General features: G+C 67.7%; 16 protein-coding genes and 2 pseudogenes. 12 read left to right on the forward strand and 6 right to left on the reverse strand.

Going from position 1 to position 17863, the window contains the following annotated elements:
- Positions 1-7 precede the first annotated feature (7 nt).
- From G6N07_RS06890 to G6N07_RS06910, 5 genes and pseudogenes are all read left to right on the forward strand, one after another.
- A pseudogene (locus G6N07_RS06890) lies at positions 8-943 on the forward strand (ABC transporter permease); the annotation flags it as partial.
- Positions 943-1509 (forward strand): FtsX-like permease family protein, encoded by a 567-nt coding sequence (locus tag G6N07_RS06895; RefSeq protein WP_163784132.1) that lies wholly within the window; start codon positions 943-945, stop codon positions 1507-1509. The pseudogene G6N07_RS06890 and the gene G6N07_RS06895, both read left to right, overlap by 1 nt.
- A 1-nt stretch (position 1510) precedes the next feature.
- Positions 1511-2233 (forward strand): ABC transporter ATP-binding protein, encoded by a 723-nt coding sequence (locus G6N07_RS06900; RefSeq protein WP_085191129.1) that lies wholly within the window; start codon positions 1511-1513, stop codon positions 2231-2233.
- A 17-nt stretch (positions 2234-2250) separates the two neighbouring features.
- A complete protein-coding gene (locus G6N07_RS06905) occupies positions 2251-3774 on the forward strand; it encodes an APC family permease (protein ID WP_085191127.1) in 1524 nt (507 codons plus the stop codon).
- A 7-nt stretch (positions 3775-3781) separates the two neighbouring features.
- A complete protein-coding gene (locus G6N07_RS06910; protein WP_085191125.1) occupies positions 3782-5797 on the forward strand; it encodes a primary-amine oxidase in 2016 nt (671 codons plus the stop codon).
- 103 nt (positions 5798-5900) lie between these two features.
- Here the strand turns inward: G6N07_RS06910 and G6N07_RS06915 are convergent, their stop codons facing one another.
- Complete coding sequence (locus G6N07_RS06915) at positions 5901-7019, reverse strand: glycerate kinase (protein WP_085191123.1); 1119 nt, start codon at positions 7017-7019, stop codon at positions 5901-5903.
- Positions 7016-7171, reverse strand: a complete 156-nt coding sequence (locus G6N07_RS06920; RefSeq protein WP_235849753.1) for a hypothetical protein — start codon at positions 7169-7171, stop codon at positions 7016-7018. Before G6N07_RS06920 ends, G6N07_RS06915 begins: the two co-directional genes overlap by 4 nt.
- 228 nt (positions 7172-7399) lie before the next feature.
- On the opposite strand from G6N07_RS06920, the gene pyrH reads away from it, so the two are divergent.
- From pyrH to rlmN, 4 genes are read left to right on the forward strand one after another with little or no spacing between them, the layout of a single operon-like run.
- The gene (gene pyrH / locus G6N07_RS06925) at positions 7400-8158 is read left to right on the forward strand and encodes a UMP kinase (protein ID WP_085191121.1); all 759 of its coding nucleotides are present in this window, start codon (positions 7400-7402) and stop codon (positions 8156-8158) included.
- Between the two features lie 45 nt (positions 8159-8203).
- Positions 8204-8761: a ribosome recycling factor gene (gene frr, locus G6N07_RS06930; RefSeq protein WP_085191119.1), complete on the forward strand. Its 558-nt coding sequence runs from the start codon at positions 8204-8206 to the stop codon at positions 8759-8761.
- A 23-nt stretch (positions 8762-8784) separates the two neighbouring features.
- Positions 8785-9639, forward strand: coding sequence for a phosphatidate cytidylyltransferase (locus G6N07_RS06935; protein WP_085191118.1), 855 nt, complete (start codon positions 8785-8787; stop codon positions 9637-9639).
- Between the two features lie 35 nt (positions 9640-9674).
- Positions 9675-10799 carry a dual-specificity RNA methyltransferase RlmN gene (gene rlmN / locus G6N07_RS06940; RefSeq protein ID WP_085191116.1) on the forward strand — a complete coding sequence of 375 codons (1125 nt, stop codon included), beginning with the start codon at positions 9675-9677 and terminating at the stop codon, positions 10797-10799.
- A 434-nt stretch (positions 10800-11233) separates the two neighbouring features.
- Here the strand turns inward: rlmN and G6N07_RS06945 are convergent, their stop codons facing one another.
- Both G6N07_RS06945 and G6N07_RS06950 read right to left on the reverse strand, forming a co-directional pair.
- A complete protein-coding gene (locus G6N07_RS06945; protein WP_085191114.1) occupies positions 11234-11488 on the reverse strand; it encodes a DUF2631 domain-containing protein in 255 nt (84 codons plus the stop codon).
- 206 nt (positions 11489-11694) lie between these two features.
- Positions 11695-12788: pseudogene (locus tag G6N07_RS06950) on the reverse strand (cryptochrome/photolyase family protein); the annotation flags it as partial.
- A gap of 107 nt (positions 12789-12895) precedes the next feature.
- Here G6N07_RS06950 and puuE point away from each other — a divergent pair.
- A complete protein-coding gene (gene puuE / locus G6N07_RS06955) occupies positions 12896-13840 on the forward strand; it encodes an allantoinase PuuE (protein ID WP_085191112.1) in 945 nt (314 codons plus the stop codon).
- A 24-nt stretch (positions 13841-13864) separates the two neighbouring features.
- On the opposite strand, the gene G6N07_RS06960 is transcribed toward puuE, so the two are convergent.
- Together G6N07_RS06960 and G6N07_RS06965 are read right to left on the reverse strand one after the other, a co-directional pair.
- Complete coding sequence (locus G6N07_RS06960) at positions 13865-14461, reverse strand: fasciclin domain-containing protein (protein ID WP_085191110.1); 597 nt, start codon at positions 14459-14461, stop codon at positions 13865-13867.
- A 49-nt stretch (positions 14462-14510) separates the two neighbouring features.
- A complete protein-coding gene (locus G6N07_RS06965) occupies positions 14511-15233 on the reverse strand; it encodes a fasciclin domain-containing protein (protein WP_085191192.1) in 723 nt (240 codons plus the stop codon).
- Positions 15234-15431: 198 nt separating this feature from the next.
- Between G6N07_RS06965 and dxr the strand changes: the two genes are divergently transcribed.
- Positions 15432-16646, forward strand: coding sequence for a 1-deoxy-D-xylulose-5-phosphate reductoisomerase (gene dxr / locus G6N07_RS06970; protein WP_099050229.1), 1215 nt, complete (start codon positions 15432-15434; stop codon positions 16644-16646).
- A complete protein-coding gene (locus tag G6N07_RS06975; RefSeq protein WP_085191106.1) occupies positions 16643-17857 on the forward strand; it encodes a M50 family metallopeptidase in 1215 nt (404 codons plus the stop codon). The genes dxr and G6N07_RS06975 overlap by 4 nt, the downstream gene beginning before the upstream one ends.
- The last annotated feature ends 6 nt before the right edge of the window (positions 17858-17863 follow it).

The raw sequence follows: 17863 nt of genomic DNA on the forward strand, positions 1-17863 counted from the left end.
AAACGCAGGGCAGCCCAAGCTGTGGGTGGTGCCCGCTGCCGGAGTGCAGTACGACCCGGTCACGCAGGCACTGATCGCAGGCGGCGCCGCCCCGCAGATCGACGTTCCCGCAGGGTGGACCGCCACCCGGACACTGTCGGGACGCACAGAGGTCGGCGGGAATCCGATGTCGCTGCGTGGAAACGACGAGATACCATTGGGCCAAGCCGTGTTCGGCGGCGCTGCGGCCGACCGCCTCGGGATCGCTCAGGGTGATCGCGTCGACATCGGCGGCCACGACCTACTCGCCGCCGTGGCCGGTGCGGGCCAATCGGTGACGGTGGCCATCCCCGTCGCCCGCGACATCGTCGGCGACTACGGCTGGTGGACCGTCAAAGCACCTGCCGGGCAGCAGAATCGCCGCGACCTAGGGAAACAGTTGAGCGCGGCCACCGGTCTGGCCTCGACTGCCGACCCGTCACAGATCCCCGATTCGGACGGCGACGGCCTGATCTACGACACCGTCGGGGGAACCGGGCCGCTGTCGTTCGAGCAAAAGTTCTCGGCGCTGTTCTCCGGCAAGGTGACCAGCTCGACGCTCGGCGTCATCTCGACCATCGGACTGGCGCTGGGCTTCGTCATCGCGGTGTCGTCGTTCCTGGCCGCCGTCGCCGAACGCAAGCGCGAGTTCGGGATCATGTCGAGTATCGGCCTCGCCGACGAGGTGCTCTACTTCTTCCTCGTCGAGTCGGCGCTCATCTTCGTCACCGCATACCTCGTCGGCGTCCTCGGCGCGGGAGTCGCTGTGGCCCTGGTGGTCCCGGGGATCGCGACGCTGGCCGCGTGGCTGCAGGCCACTGGCATGGTCGCGGTGTTCATCCCCGCCATGGCGATCGTCGGCGCGCTCATACCCGTGCACCGGTTGTTGCAGCAACGTCCCGTCGACCTGTTGGGGGCACGCTAGTGATCCGTCGAGGACTGTCCTATGGGTGGCTGTCCACCCGCCGTCGCATGCGTGAGCTGATCCTGCCCGTGGTCACGACGGCGACCGGGGCGTTCCTGGTGGTCATCGTGTTCGGGATGTCCGGCGGGATCCGGGAGCAATCCGCGTCCCTCGGTCACGCCGACGAGATCGGCCGCGCCGTCGTCCTCATCGCCGTCAGCGTGCTACTGGTAGGTGTCGTCGAGGTGGCCGTGTCCACCACGCGCACCGTGGCGCACCGCACCCGCGAACTCGGTGTCCTCGCCGCCAACGGGATTCCGCGTCTCCCGGTGGTGGCCGCGCTGCTGGTCGAACCCTTGATCGCGGCGTTGCTCGGCGCACTGGCCGGTGCGGCGCTGGCCGCGGCCGCCGGGACGGTTCTCGCTGCCACCGGCCTGGCCGCCAGCGGGGTCGCGACGAGCGGGCTGCTCGCCGGTGCCGTGACGGCCGTCGTCGTCAGCGTCGTCGCCGCCCTGGCCACCAGCGTCCCTCCCACCTGGACGGCCGCATCGCGCCCGCCCATCCGCTCTCTGACCGCAGGAGGCTGACATGCCTGCCATCGAAGAACGTCGAGACCACGACACGGCCGTCACACCACAGCCGCCGGTCATCGAGATCGCCGACGTGTGGAAGCTGCACAAGCTCGGCGACGAGGTCGTACGGGCGCTGGTCGCCGCTGATCTCACGGTGATGCGGGGCGAGTTCGTCTGCCTGATGGGTCCCAGCGGTAGCGGAAAGTCCACGCTGCTCAACATCATCGGCGGGCTGGACCGGCCCACGAAGGGGTCGGTGACCGTCGCCGGCCGCGACACCCGCACCCTTACCGAAAGTCAGTTCGCCGCGCTGCGCCACGACACCATCGGGTTCATCTTCCAGAGCTACAATCTGATCCCCTTCCTGTCGGCGGTCGAGAACGTCGAACTGCCACTGATGTTCGAACCGTACGACCGCAAAGCGTTGCGCACCAGGGCGGTCGAGCTGCTCGAGCTCGTCGGTCTCGGCCACCGTGTTGATCATCAGCCGACCAAGATGTCCGGCGGCGAACAGCAGCGCACGGCGATCGCGCGCTCCTTGATCAGCAATCCGGCCCTCGTCCTCGCCGACGAGCCGACAGCCAACCTCGACCACCGCACGGGTGAGACGGTGGTGCGGATACTGCGCGACCTGTGTTCGACGCTGGGCGTCACGGTCGTCGCGAGCACACACGACCCCACGGTGGCCGACGAAGCGAGCCGTGTCGTCCGAATGAAAGACGGACAAATCATCCACTGACCGACCCTGGAGGCCCCATGACCGCGGAACTCGATGCCACGCCGCCGCCCAACCAGCGCGACGCGCTGATGACCACCGAACTCGTCCCTGAGCAGGTGCTGCCCAAAGTGCTGGGGACATTCGGCCTCACCGCCACCTATGTGTTCATCATCTGCTGGATCCCCGGCTCATCGATCATGGCCGGCGGTGGCTGGAACGCCATCCCGATGTGGGTGCTGGGTATCCTGACATTCCTGGTCCCTGCCGCTCTTGCGGTCGCCGAGCTGGGCAACCTGTGGCCTGGGCAGGGCGGCGTCTACATCTGGGCGTACCGCACCATGGGCGAGAAGATGTCGTTCCTGGGCGGCTACCTGTCCTGGGTCCCCGTCATCCTCAACGCCGCGAGCTCCCCGGCGATCGTGCTGCAGCTGGTCCTGCTGGCCCTCCATGCCGAACTGGGCCTGACACTGTCGATCGTCCTGCAGTTGGCCATCCTGTGGACGGTCGTCGGCGTGGCGCTCGTCAGACTCGCGGCCAACCAGAAGATCATGAACGCCACCTTCGTTGTGTACGGCGCGCTCACCGTGACGATCTTCGTCTGTGCGGTGCTGTTCACCCTGCGTAACGGCGGGCCGGCCACGCCGTTCAGCGCCTCGGAGGCACTGGTCCCGAACTTCGCCGCCGCCGGATTCCTCTACGGCACGGTGCTGCTGTACCTGGTCGGTGTCGAGACGCCGTTCAACATGGGTGCGGAGTTTTTGTCCGTCAAGCGTAGTGCCACCAAGATGATCGGGTGGGGTTCGGCCGCGCTCGTCGGCATCTACCTGCTCACCACCCTCGGCACGATCATGGTGTTGCCGACCGAGGAAATCGACCCGGTCACCGGCGTCGTCGGCAACCTGGACGTGTCCGGCTTCCCCGGACTGATGGAGGTGGCGGCGGTCCTGTTGGCGGTCATCGTCTTCGTCGCGTTGGTGACCTATCAGGTGGCGTACTCGCGGCTCATCTTCGTCTCCGGTCTGGAGCGCCACCTGCCGCGGATCTTTACCCACCTCAACCCCCGCACCCGTAACCCGGTCACCGCAGTGCTCGTCCAGGGCACGTTGTCGTCGCTGATTATCGTGGCGCTCTACTCGCAGAGCAGCATGGCCAACGTGACGGTGTACCTGCAGGGCGGCCTGAGCGTGGTGTGGTTGATCTCCGGCTTCTTCTTCTTCATCCCACTGGTGATCGCCCGGCGCAAGTACGCCGACCGCTATGCGAGCGAGGACTTCTGGCGCATTCCCGGCGGGACGGCCGCGGTGTGGACGGTGGTGGTGATCGGCTGCGTGGCGACCTGCGCGGGAATCTACTACTCGTTCGCCGAACCGTGGATCGACGTACCGAAAGGAACCTGGATGAGCTGGGTGGGCGGCATCTCCGTGGCGATGTTCCTCCTGGGTGCGATCGTGTACTACTTCGGCCGCCGTGCCGCCGCCAAGGTGAACCAGGAAGACGCGCTGGCGCACCTGGCCGTCCTCGATCTGACCACCTCCGAATCGCCCAGCCCGGAAAGGGGTTGATTTCCCTATGACCGTCAACAGCAACGTCCTGCGGTCCGACAGCACCGACGGCGCAGTCGCGTATCCGCTCGACCCGCTCAGCGGCGCTGAGATCGAGGCGGCGGCCGCGATCATCATGAACTCCGAATACGCCACGGCCACCATAAAATTCGTGATGATTTCGCTGGCGGAGCCGGCCAAGACTCCGGCGCTGACCTTCGAGGGGGCCGGCCGGGTCCCGCGCCGCGCGCTCGCCACCATGTACGACGCCGCCGCCAAACTGGTCTACGAGGCGATCGTCGACCTCGGTGCCCGCGTCATCGACGCGTGGAAGCCGGTACCCGGTCGATTCCCGTCCTACCTCGTCGAACACATGACCGGGGTGGAGGAGAAGGTGCGGGAGGACCCGCGCTGGCAGGAGGCGATGCGCAAACGCGGCGTCACCGATTTCAGCCTGGCGATGATCGACCCGTGGCCCGCCGGGTACTACGGCCCACAGGACCACTACGACAATTCTCCGCTGATCTGCCGACCGCTGACGTTTATGCGGGCCGCGCCGTCCGAACACGGATACGCCCGGCCCGTCGAGGGCTTGATCGTCACATTCGATCTCGATGCCATGAAAGTGATCGACATCGAGGACCACGGCGTGGTGCCGTTCCCGCCCACCGCGGGAAACTACAGCGAGAAGTTCATGTTCGATCCTAACAACCGCCCGGCGTTCTCCGCGTTCCGCGACGACGTCAAACCCATCGAAATCACCCAACCGGACGGACCGAGCTTCACCGTCGACGGCTGGCGGGTGCAGTGGCAGAAGTGGTCGATGCGAGTGGGTTTCACCCCTCGAGAAGGCATCGTGCTGCACGAGATCGCCTACACCGACCGCGGTCAAACCCGTCCGATCGTGTATCGGGCGTCGCTGTCGGAGATGGTGGTGCCCTACGGCGATACGGCGCCGACGCACTGGAACAAGAACGTATTCGACATGGGTGAGGTCGGCATGGGGTTCTCGGCGAACCCGCTGACACTCGGATGTGACTGTCTGGGCGAGATATTCTACTTCGACGGTACCGTCAACGACTCCAGCGGTGCCGCCGTCACTATCCCCAACGCCATCTGCATGCACGAGGAGGACTACGGGATCTCGTGGAAACACACCGACTTCCGGACCGGGGAGGTCGAGGTGCGGCGGTCCCGGCGGCTCGTCATCTCGATGATCTGCACCGTCGGCAACTACGAGTACGGCTTCTTCTGGTACTTCTACAACGACGCATCGATAGAGGTCGAGGTGAAACTGTCGGGGGTGCTCACCACCGGCGCCGTCGCCGAGGGTGAAGACCCGCGCTGGGGAAAGATGGTCGCACCGGGAGTCTACGGGCCGAACCACCAGCACTTCTTCAACTTCCGGTTGGACATGAGCATCGACGGTGCCGGGAACAGTGTCTACGAGGTGGACTCGATTCCCGAACCGGATCCGGCGCTCAACCCGCATCACAACGCATGGATCACCCGCGACACCCTGGTGGCCTCGGAGGCCGACGGTGCACGGGACTGGGACTGGTCGACGGGGCGCTACTGGAAGATCGCCAACCCGTCGAAGCGCAACGAACTGGGCAGCCCCGTGGCCTACAAGCTGACGCCGAAGGACGTGGTGCCGGTGATGGTGCAGGAGGGCTCCTACATCCACGACCGGGCGCGGTTTGTCCAGCACAACCTGTGGGTGACGCGCTACGACGCCGCGGAGCTGTACGCCGCAGGCGATTACATGTACCAGTCGGCCGACATGCAGGGCCTGCCGCAGTACATCGCCGACGACGCTCCGCTCGAGGACACCGACATCGTGGTCTGGTACACCGTCGGTGCGCACCATGTCGTGCGCCCGGAGGACTGGCCGGTGATGCCGTGTGCGTACACCGGTTTCCACCTCAAGCCGGTCGGCTTCTTCGACGGCAATCCGGCGCTGGACCTGCCGCCGTCACCGCCGAAGCCCTGTCACTCACATCACGCGGGCCTGCCGGTCGCCGACGTGGCGGGGGAATCCTGAACCGGAAGGCGCCACTACAGTTGTCGACGCGAGATCCCGGATTTCGGTCAACAACCTTCGGTCAACAACCTTCGGTCAACAACCTTCGGTCAACAACCTTCGGTCAACAACCGTAGTGTCGGCGTAGGAAGTCGGCCGCGGCCCGCGTCAGCGACTGCGGGCCGGTCCGCAGCGCCTCGGCCAGCGGCGTACCCGCTGCGGTGATCTCGACGATCTCGTCCACGCCGTGGTCCAACAGCACCGACGCATCCGCCCCGACCCGGCCGGCGAAGATGACCACCCGGGCTTCGGTGCGGGCAGCCACCTGCGCAACACCGAACGGTGTCTTGCCCATCAGCGTCTGCGCGTCGACCGCACCCTCACCGGTGAACACCCACGATGCACCGCGTAATGCCTGTTCCAGCCCGACGGTCTCGGCCACCACCTCCACACCGGGACGGCTGGTGGCGCCCAAGAATTCGAGCAGCGCGAAACCGAGACCGCCAGCTGCGCCGGCGCCGGGCGTGTCGGCATGGGCGGCGCCGGCCACTGCGGCGAACCGTCCCAGCGCGGCCTCCAGGCGGGCCACGCCAGCAGGTGTGGCACCCTTCTGCGGGCCGAACACGGCGCTGGCTCCTGTCGGCCCGAGCAGGGGTGCGGTGACGTCACATGCCAACTGGATGCGCAGCCCCGCCAGCCGTGGATCGAGGCCGTCGATGTCGATGCGGTGTAGATCGGTCAGCGCCGCGCCGCCCGGTGGCAGCGGTGCGTCCGCGGCGTCGAGCAACCCGACGCCCAGCGCGGTGAGCATACCGGCGCCGCCGTCGTTGGTGGCGGATCCGCCGAGGCCGATCAGGAGTTCGGCGGCGCCGAGGTCCAGCGCATGGCTGATCAGCTGTCCCACTCCGAACGTGCTGGCAACCAACACATCCCGGTCGGCAGGCGGGATCAGTTCCAGCCCGGCGGCTGCGGCCATCTCGATCACGGCGAGACGCCGGTCGGGGACGTAGCCGTAGGTCGCGCGCACCGGCCGTCCCAGCGCGTCGGCCACCTCCACGGTCACCCGCTCGCCGTCGAGCGCCTCCACCACCGCGTCGACGGTCCCCTCACCGCCGTCGGCCATCGGGACCCCGACGCATTCGGCATCCGGGCGGACCGTGCGCACCCCGTCCCGCATGGCGGAGATGGCCTGCGCGGCGCTCATGGATTCCTTGAAGGAGTCCGGCGCGAGAACGATTCTCATCGGAGCGGGCTCAGCGCCGGCCGGCCGGCGAGCACGGCGGCCACGTTGTCGACGGCGAGGAGCCCCATTTCGTCGCCGGTGGACTCACCGGCGGTGGCGATGTGGGGGGGCGAGGACGAGGTTCGGGGTGTCGAGCAGTGCGGGGTTGGCATGGGTTCATTCTCGGACACATCCAGCGCGGCGCCACCGATACGCCGGGCGGGCAACGCTCGGCCGGGGGCGACGCGCTGGGCGTTCGACCTGGTCTCCGCCCACCTCGCGGAACGGACGCGGGGCGAGTTCGACCGCCCCTGCCGCACCGGGCTGCCCGCATGAGGCAGGATGGGTGTGCCACCTGGGGGAAGCGCCCGGCGCGTCGTAGCGAGGAAGCCGAGGATCTGATGTCGGAGCCGAACACTGACCACGGCGCCGGCGCGGCAGTCGGCGAGATCCGGCCGCTGTACTCTCGAGTGCTGCTCAAACTGGGCGGCGAGATGTTCGGCGGCGGCGCGGTGGGTCTCGACCCGGACGTCGTGCACCTGGTGGCGCGTCAGATCGCCGAAGTGGTCCGCAGCGGGGTCCAGGTCGCCGTCGTCATCGGCGGCGGTAACTTTTTCCGGGGTGCGCAGTTGCAGCAGCGCGGAATGGAACGCACCCGCAGCGACTACATGGGCATGCTCGGCACCGTGATGAACAGCCTCGCGCTGCAGGACTTCCTGGAGAAGGAAGGCATCGACACCCGCGTGCAGACGGCCATCACGATGGGTCAGGTCGCCGAGCCCTACATCCCGTTGCGTGCGGTGCGCCACCTCGAGAAGGGCCGTGTGGTGATCTTCGGCGCGGGCATGGGCCTGCCCTACTTCTCCACCGACACCACCGCCGCACAACGGGCCCTCGAGATCGGCGCCGAGGTGGTGCTGATGGCGAAGGCCGTCGACGGTGTCTACACCGCCGACCCCCGCAAGGATCCGGACGCCCAGATGCTGACGGCCATCACCCACCGCGAGGTCATCGATCGCGGGCTGGCGGTCGCCGATGCGACCGCCTTCTCGCTGTGCATGGACAACGGTATGCCGATCCTGGTCTTCAACCTGCTCGTCGACGGCAATATCGCCCGCGCGGTCGCCGGTGAGAAGATCGGAACACTGGTCACCACCTGAACGGGTGCCGCGACGCCGGGCGAACATAGCGACGGGAGAAAGACAGTGATCGACGAAACGCTCTTCGATGCCGAAGAGAAGATGGAGAAGGCGGTGTCGGTGGCGCGTGACGAGCTGTCGTCGATTCGCACCGGCCGCGCCAACCCGGGCATGTTCTCCCGGATCAACGTCGACTACTACGGCGCCCCCACCCCGATCACCCAGCTGTCGAGCATCAACGTGCCCGAGGCGCGCATGGTGGTGATCAAGCCCTACGAGGCCAACCAGCTCCGCAACATCGAAGACGCGATCCGCAACTCCGACCTTGGCGTCAACCCCACCAACGACGGCAACATCATCCGCGTCTCCATCCCCCAGCTGACCGAGGAACGTCGCCGCGACCTCGTGAAGCAGGCCAAGGCCAAGGGTGAGGACGCCAAGGTGTCGGTGCGCAACATCCGCCGCAAGGCGATGGAAGAGCTGGCCCGCATCAAGAAGGACGGCGAAGCCGGGGAGGACGAGGTCAGCCGTGCCGAGAAGGACCTCGACAAGACCACCCACACCTACACCAGCCAGATCGACGAATTGGTGAAGCACAAAGAGGGGGAGTTGCTGGAGGTCTAGGCCTACAGCAGCAAGCGGGTTCCGTGTCAGAAACACCGGTCGACGAGCCGCAGAAGGAGCCGTCGCGTGCCGGGCGCAACCTTCCCGCCGCCATCACGGTGGGTGTGGTGCTCGGCGGCGGGCTCATCGCCATCCTCTTGTTCGCGCCCTACCTGTGGCTCGCGTTGGTCGCCGCCGCCGTCGCCGTCAGCACCTACGAGGTGAGTAGCCGGCTGACCGAGGCCGGCTACCGGATGCCGCTGATCCCGCTACTGGTCGGCGGTCAGGCCACGTTGTGGTTGACCTGGCCGTTCGGGCCGGCCGGAGCACTGGGCGGGTTCGCGGGCACCGTCGTCGTCTGCATGATCTGGCGGCTGGTCGGCCAAGGTCTCAACCAGGCACCGCAGAACTATTCGCGCGACATCGCCGCCGCGGCGTACCTGGCGACGTGGGTGCCGCTGTTCGCGAGTTTCGGCGCACTGCTGATCTATCCCGACGACGGCGCCAACCGGGTGTTCTGCCTGATGCTGGGCGTGGTGTTCTCCGACATCGGCGGGTATGTGGCCGGCGTCCTGTTCGGAAAGCACACGATGGCCCCGGCCATCAGCCCGAAGAAGTCCTGGGAGGGCCTGGTCGGATCGCTGCTGTTCGGCGGGACGGCCGCGGTGCTGGCGGTGGTCTACCTGCTGGACAAGCCTTGGTACGCCGGAGTCGCGCTCGGGGTGATGCTGGTGATCACCGGCACGCTCGGCGACCTGGTCGAGTCGCAGTTCAAGCGTGATCTCGGCATCAAGGACATGAGCAACCTGCTGCCCGGCCACGGCGGAATGATGGATCGGATGGACGGCATGCTGCCGTCGGCGGTCGCCACCTGGAGCGTGCTGACACTGCTGGCTTGAGCGGGCACCCCGCCGCAGGTGGGATACTGGCGGCAATGCCCGACTCCCTGCCTTTGGTATTCGGCGCGCCGCGACGCAGTAAGCCACCGCGGCACTTCGCCGATCTCGACGACAGTGGCCGCGCTGCCGCCGTGGCCGGACTCGGGCTACCGGCGTTCCGGGCGAAACAGCTGGCCAACCAGTACTACGGCCGGTTCACCGCAGACCCACGGCAGATGACGGACCTGCCCGCTGCGGTGCGCGATCAGGTTTCCGAGGCGTTGTTCCCCGATCTGCTCACCGCGGTCCGTGAGATCGAGACCGACGCGGGGGAGACCCGCAAGTTGCTGTGGCGGGCGGTGGACGGGACCTCCTTCGAGTCGGTGCTCATGCGCTACGCCGACCGCAACACCGTGTGCATCTCGTCGCAGGCAGGCTGCGGTATGGCGTGCCCGTTCTGTGCGACGGGGCAGGGCGGGCTCCAACGCAACCTGTCGACGGCCGAGATCCTCGAGCAGGTGCGTGCCGCCGCCGTGGAGTTGCGTGACCGCGATGGCGACGGGATTGCCCCGGCCGCGCGCGGCGGGCGGCTGTCCAACATCGTGTTCATGGGCATGGGTGAACCGCTCGCCAACTACAACCGAGTGATCGCCGCGGTGCGCCGCATCATCGCACCCCCACCGGACGGCTTCGGGATCTCTGCCCGGTCGGTGACCGTGTCGACGGTCGGTCTGGCGCCGGCGATCCGCAAGCTTGCCGACGAGCGGCTCAACGTCACACTGGCGTTGTCATTGCACGCACCCGACGACGAACTGCGCGACACCCTGGTCCCGGTCAACAACCGGTGGAAGGTCTCCGAAGCGCTCGACGCGGCGCGCCACTACGCCGACGTCACCGGCCGCCGGGTCTCGATCGAGTACGCGCTGATCCGCGACGTGAACGACCAGCCGTGGCGCGCCGAGCTTCTCGGCAAAAGGCTGCACGGCGCGCTCGGGCCGCTGGCGCATGTCAACGTCATACCGCTCAACCCGACACCGGGCAGCGAGTGGGACGCGAGCCCCAAGCCCACCGAACGGGAGTTCGTGCGCCGGGTCCGTGAGTGTGGGGTGTCCTGCACCGTGCGTGACACCCGTGGTCGCGAGATCGCCGCGGCGTGCGGCCAATTGGCCGCCGAAGGCTAAACCGCATCTGCGCCGGGCTCGCGCTGCGGGGGCGCCCAAACGAACAAATTGGCGTGAAAGTGCGGGAGCTTCCTACCATTTCGTCGGTCTGGGCGGTGGTTGGAGGCAGCGTTACGGGGCGTTGGTGAACCAGACGTTCGGCCAGCCGTCGAATCTGCCACGTGCCGGCTTCATGCTGGGTTGCGCGTCAATCCGATTGTGGCGCGCGCCCCTGACCGATGTGCCCCGCCGCGCTACCACGGCCGGCGCCGCTCGGCCATCCCTGAAGGCCGATGCGGTTCGGCGATTGAATGCAGACGGTACGAATAGAGGGAAAAGTGTAACGCTGAGGCAATCATCCGACGTGCACGGAGCTGCGCGTGGTGCGGGTGGGGGCCACCGATTCGCTGGTGTGCTGCGGTTGCCGCCCCAAAGACTCCGATCTCCCCGGGCCGTTAGCGCGTCCAGCCGCGGCGGCGCAACCACCAGTCGCGGGCGACCCAGCCGACCAGTACCGCGGCGAACCCGATAAGGAAGGCGTTTTCGACGTTGCCGACGTGGTTTCCGTGCAGCATAGCCAGCAGGAACGCGGCGCCCAAGAGCAGTGAGATGTGGATGACCCGCGGGTTCTCCTTGCTCCAGCCCCACTGCGCGGACGGCACGTCCTCGACGTCGACGCCGGTGTGTCGTTCCACCTCGGTGTTGGCCACGGGTGCTCCTCACAGTCGGAACTCAACTGCACTCATTCTGGCATACGACGGTGTGTCGTAACCGGCGCGATCCCTAAAGCGTGTCGAACAACTGGTTGTGGTCGAGTCTGCGGAGTTGTAGGGCGGTTTGGTTGAGGTAGGGGAAGCCTTCGTGGGCGGTGAGCGTGTCATGTGTCATGTGTACGTCGGCCACCCCCTTCGGTTCGGTGCTGGTTGTTGGCCATATCGCCGTCCACCAGCTGCTCGAGGAACCAGCGCGCCCCCCATTGCCACGGCAGGTGAAGGTCTTTGACGAGGAACGACGCCACGATCATCCGGACCCGGTCGTGCATCCAGCCGGCCCCGGCGAGCTGACGCATCCCGGCATCGACGATCGGGAAGCCAGTGCGGCCGCGCTTCCACGCGTCGAAGCGCTCTTCGGCCGTCGTCCCCTCGTCGACCCGGATGCCGTCAAAACCGGTGTTCCACTTCCACCACGCGCTACGCGGCCATTCGTAGAGCACCGCTGCGTAGAAGGCGCGAAACGCCAGCTCCCGCAGATACGACTGGGCGCCGTCGCCGCACCCGAGGTCACCGACCATCGTGCGGACGTGGATCGTGCCGAATCTCAGGTGCGCCGACATTCGACTGGTGACGTCGAGGTCCGGGCGGTTTCGATGGTCGGCGTAACCGTCCAGTTCGTCGGCGACGAACGCCTGCCAGTGCTGCGCCGCCGCCCGCTCGCCCCGAGGGTATGTCCAAGGGCGTGCCGTCGTGGGGAATCTCGGTCTGCATATCGCGGGTCGTCGGGTGCGTCGGGTCGATCCATGTCGCCGACTCCGGTCCACTGTGTGCAGGCGCGCGCCACCGGTGTCTGCGCCAGGCGTCGAAGAACGGGCTGAAGACCCCGTACGGCGTCCCGTCGCCCTTGGTCACCCGCCCTGGCGACACGATGTAGGGGGAACTGGGCGCTCCGAGGACGATGTCGCCCAACGCCTTGCGGACGGCCTCGTCGCGCCGCCGTGCGAAAGGGGTGAAGTCATCGGAGACCTACACCGCCGACGCGTCGATGCGCTTCACGACTGCGAGGAATCCTCTCCTGCGGGCGCCCGCACATTACGAGCAGCCGGCTGCCGAGCTGCTCGCGCAGCTCGCGCAGTGCGTCGTGCAGGTACTGCCGCCTGCGCGGACCCGCCGTCCTGTGCAGTCTCGGGTCCAGGACGTAGCAGGCGAGCACCTCACCGCCGCCTTGCGGCGCATCGACCAGTGCAGGCAGATCGCGCAGCCGCAGATCGCGGCGGAACCACAACACCGTGGGCATGACCTTGGATCTGCCCCGATGCCCGAGGCGGGAAACCCGGCGCCGATGACGGAACTGTGACCGGTCCGTACCCGGCACAGCCCCGGACGGCCTGCCACAATCCTCCCATGGCTGCCGGCGTCGAGGACTATCCGCGCGACATGGTGGGTTACGGTTCCCGACCTCCTGATCCGCAGTGGCCCGGCGACGCCCGCATCGCGGTGCAGTTCGTGCTGAACTACGAGGAGGGCGCCGAGAGCTCCGTCGTACACGGCGACCCGGTGTCGGAGACTTTCCTGTCGGAGATCATTGCGGCGCAGCCGTTTCCGAACCGGCACATGAGCATGGAGTCGCTATACGAATACGGCTCACGCGCGGGACTGTGGCGGCTGCTACGGATCTTCGAGCGCCGTGGATTGCCGCTGACGGTGTTCGGGGTGGCGCTCGCGTTGGCGCGGAATCCCGAGGCGGTCGCCGCGTTCACCGAGCGCGGTGACGAGGTGGCCTGTCACGGTCTGCGCTGGATCAGCTACCAACTCGTCGATCCCGACGTCGAGCGGGCGCACATGGGGCAGGCGGTGGCGCTGCTGACCGAACTGACCGGCCACCCACCGGTGGGCTGGTACACCGGTCGAGACTCGCCGCAGACGCGCAGGCTCGTGGTGGAGCACGGCGGCTTCCTCTACGACTCGGACTCCTACGCCGATGACCTGCCGTATTGGACGACGGTGGGCGGAGGCGCCCACTTGGTGGTGCCCTACACGTTGGACACCAACGACATGCGGTTCGCCATCCCGGGCGGTTTCCCAAGCGGCGCAGAGTTCTTCACGCATCTGCGCGACGCCTTCGACGTGCTCTACGCCGAGGGGGCGGCCGGGAGCCCGAAAATGCTGTCGGTGGGGCTGCACTGCCGGCTGGTCGGGCGGCCGGCTCGGACCGCGGCGCTGGAACGCTTCCTCGACCACATACAGGCTCACGACAAGGTGTGGATCACCCGGCGGGTCGACATAGCACGGCACTGGATCGAGCACTTCCCAGCCCGCTCACAGCCGCAAGGGCAGCCCATCCGGTAGGGATGGGCTGCCCTTCGGTCGCCGTCAGTTGGCGGGCGGCATCAGCACGGTGTCGATGAGGTACACCGTGGCGTTGGCGGTCTTCACCCCACCGCACACCACCGAGGCGTCGTTGACCTTCAGCTCCGAACCGTGACCGGTGACGGTGACGTCGGCGCCCTGCACCGTCTTGTGGGTGCCGACCACGGCGTCCGGAGCGGCCTGTCCCGGCACCACGTGGTAGGTGAGGATGCTGGTCAGCAGGGGCGCATCGGTCTTGAGCCGCTCGATCGTGGCGGGATCGATCTTCGCGAACGCCTCATCGGTGGGCGCGAACACGGTGAACTGGCCCCCGTTTAGGGTGTCGACCAGGTTCACCCGCGGATTCAGTTGTCCTGAAACGGCTTTGGTGAGGGTGGTCAGCAGCGGGTTGTTGGACGCGGCTGTCGCCACCGGATCCATCGCCATGCCCGCGACCGAGCCCGGGCCCTGCGGGACCTGCTGGGCGTAGGCCGCGCACCCCGGGCCCACCAGTCCGGCCGCCGGCTGCGCCTGGGCGGTGGCGGCGACGCCGAGGGACAGCCCGGCGGCGGCGACCGCCGCGAAGCCTGCGCCCAGTACGCGATTGACGTTGAGGTTCATCTTGTCTTTCTCCTTTGTTCTACGGGTTGGGTTTCGTGGGCGGGATGCGTCAGTTGGCGGGCGGCATCAGCACGGTGTCGATGAGGTACACCGTGGCGTTGGCGGTCTGCACGCCGCCGCAGACCAGTCCAGCCCCGTTGACCTTCAGGGCCTCACCCTCACCTGTGACGGTGACGTTGGCGCCCTGGACGGTCTTGTGGTCACCGGGCACCTGGTCCGGGGCGGCCTGTCCCGGCACGACGTGGTAGGTCAGGATGCTGGTGAGCAGGTCCGAATCCGTCTTGAGCGTCTCAACGGTGGCGGGGTCGAGCTTGGCGAACGCATCGTCGGTGGGCGCGAACACCGTAAATTCGCCGCCGTCGAGGGTGGCGACCAGGTTGACGTTCGGGTTCAGCTGACCGGAGAGCGCCTGCGTGAGCGTCTTGAGCATCGGGTTGTTCGACGCCGCCACCGTCACCGGTTCCTGCGCCATCCCGGCGACCGAACCCGGCCCGCTGGGCACCTGCTCGGCGTAGGCCGCGCAGCCCGAACCGACGAGGTTGGCGGCGGGGTCGGCGGCCGCCCTCGACGTCGGCGCAGAAGAGGTGGCGGATTCGACGGCCGACGAGGCCGCGCTCGACGCCGAGGAGGCGTTGCTCGCGGTCTCTTCGCTGGAGCACGCGGCGACGCCCAGGATCGCCAGGGCGCTCAGGCCGGCGGCGGCCATCGTCCTGCGGCGTGGGTGCGGACGGGTGGTGCTGGCCAACGTGGTCTTGCTCGACGTCGTATTCATCGACACTGTCTCCTTCATCCGGTGCGGCCTCGTGCCGCCGTATCTCGAAGCGGTGGAGCCGCCTCGACGTCTGACGCGGGTGATTCGGCCGTGCCCCGCATCCGGATGGGCCTCAGGGCGCGGCGTCACATTCCCGTCACATCCACCGTGCGGTTCGATGTGGCGGCACAATGGCCCGTCGGTGCCGCAGGCGGCACAATGGCCCGTCGGTGCCGCAGGCGGCACAATGGCCCCGTGGGCACAAGACTTCGGGTGCTGATCCTGGGCAGTACCGGATCAATCGGCACCCAGGCGCTGGACGTGATCTTTGCCAATCCCGACCGCTTCGAGGTGGTCGGGCTGGCCGCCGGTGGGGCGAACCCCGAGTTGCTGGCCCGCCAGCGCGCCGCGACCGGGGCGCGCGCGCTCGCCGTCACCGACCCCCGGGCCGCCGAACAGATCGGCGACGTCGCCTACACCGGATCCGACGCGGTGACGCGCCTGGTCGAGAACACACCCGCCGATGTGGTGCTCAACGCGCTGGTCGGCGCGCTGGGGCTGGAGCCGACACTGGCCGCACTGGCGACCGGTGCTCGGCTGGCGTTGGCCAACAAGGAGTCGCTGGTGGCCGGCGGACCGCTGGTGCTGCGTGACGCCGCGCCTGGGCAGGTCGTGCCCGTGGACTCCGAGCACTCGGCGATGGCCCAGTGCCTACGCGGTGGCAGTGCCGACGAGGTCGCCAAGCTCGTGCTCACCGCGTCCGGCGGACCGTTCCTCGGCTGGTCCGCCGAGGAGCTGCAGTCCGTCACCCCCGAACAGGCGGGCAGACACCCGACCTGGTCGATGGGCCCGATGAACACGCTGAACTCGGCCACCTTGGTCAACAAGGGCCTCGAGCTGATCGAAACGCACCTGCTGTTCGGCATCGACTACGACCGCATCGAAGTCGTCGTGCACCCGCAGTCGGTCGTGCACTCGATGGCCACCTTCACCGACGGTTCGACGCTGGCCCAGGCCAGCCCGCCGGATATGAAACTTCCGATCGCCCTGGCGCTCGGCTGGCCCGACCGGATCCCCGGCGCGGCGCTCGGCTGCGACTTCACCACCGCGTCGACCTGGGAATTCCTCCCGCTCGACGACGAAGTGTTCCCAGCGGTCCAACTGGCCGGTGAGGCCGGCCGGCGCGGCGGCAGCCTCCCGGCGGTCTACAACGCCGCCAACGAGGAGGCGGCCGCGGCATTCCTCCACGGCCGCATTCGGTTCCCGCGGATCGTCGAGACCGTCGCCGAGGTCCTGCGCGCTGCCGACCAGTGGGCCGCCGAACCAGCTACCGTGGAAGAGGTCCTCGACGCGCAGCGCTGGGCTCGGGAACACGCAGGGCGCGCCGTCGAGCGGGCCGCAACACCTCCGAGTAAAGGGTTAGTCACCAGATGATGTTTGCTCTCGGCATCGTGCTCTTCGCACTGGCCATCCTGGTGTCGGTGGCCCTGCATGAGTGCGGCCACATGTGGGTGGCGCGGGCCACCGGGATGAAGGTGCGGCGGTACTTCGTCGGCTTCGGTCCCACCCTGTGGTCGACCCGGCGGCCCAACCGGCTTGGCAGCACCGAGTACGGCGTCAAGGCCGTACCGCTCGGCGGCTTCTGTGACATCGCCGGTATGACCTCCGCCGAGGAACTCGCCCCCGAGGACCGGCCCTACGCCATGTACCGCCAGAAGGTGTGGAAGCGCGTCGCCGTCCTGTCTGCCGGCCCCGGGATGAACTTCGTCATCGGCCTGGTGTTCATCTACGCCATCGCCGTGATCTGGGGGTTGCCCAACCTGAACCCGCCGACCGCCGCCATCGTCGGTGAAACGGGCTGCGTCGCATCGCAGATCAGCGAGGACCAGCTGGGTGAATGCACCGGGCCCGGGCCGGCGGCGGAAGCCGGCATCCGGGCCGGCGATGTGATCGTCCGGGTCGGCGACACCGACGTCGCCACTTTCGACGAGGCCAGGGTGGCGCTGCAGAAGTCCTCCGGCCCGACACCGATCGTGCTCGAGCGGGACGGCGAAGCACTCACCAAGGTGGTCGACGTCACCCAGACCCAGCGCTTCACCGGCGAGGCTGACCAACCGACCACGGTCGGCGCCATCGGCATCGCCGCCGCCCAGTTCGGGCCCACCCAGCACAACGCGCTGTCGGCGGTGCCCGCCACATTTGCCTTCACCGGCGACCTCGCCGTCGAGCTGGGCAAGTCGCTGGCCAAGATCCCCACCAAGGTCGGCGCGCTGGTGGAGTCCATCGGCGGTGGTGAGCGAGATCCGGAGACGCCGATCAGCGTCGTGGGCGCCAGCATCATCGGCGGTGACACCGTCGACGCCGGGCTGTGGGTGGCGTTCTGGTTCTTCCTGGCCCAGTTGAACTTCGTCCTCGGCGCGGTGAACCTGGTCCCGCTGTTGCCGTTCGACGGCGGGCACATCGCCATCGCCGTGTTCGAGAAGGTCCGCAACGTCATCCGGTCGGCACGCGGCATGGTGGCCGCGGCGCCGGTGGACTATCTCAAGCTCATGCCCGCCACCTACGTAGTGTTGGTGGTGGTGGTCGGCTACATGCTGCTGACCGTGACCGCTGACCTGGTCAACCCGATCAGGTTGTTCCAATAGGAGACC

This window comes from Mycolicibacterium doricum (genome assembly GCF_010728155.1).
In the GTDB taxonomy this organism is placed as follows: domain Bacteria; phylum Actinomycetota; class Actinomycetes; order Mycobacteriales; family Mycobacteriaceae; genus Mycobacterium; species Mycobacterium doricum.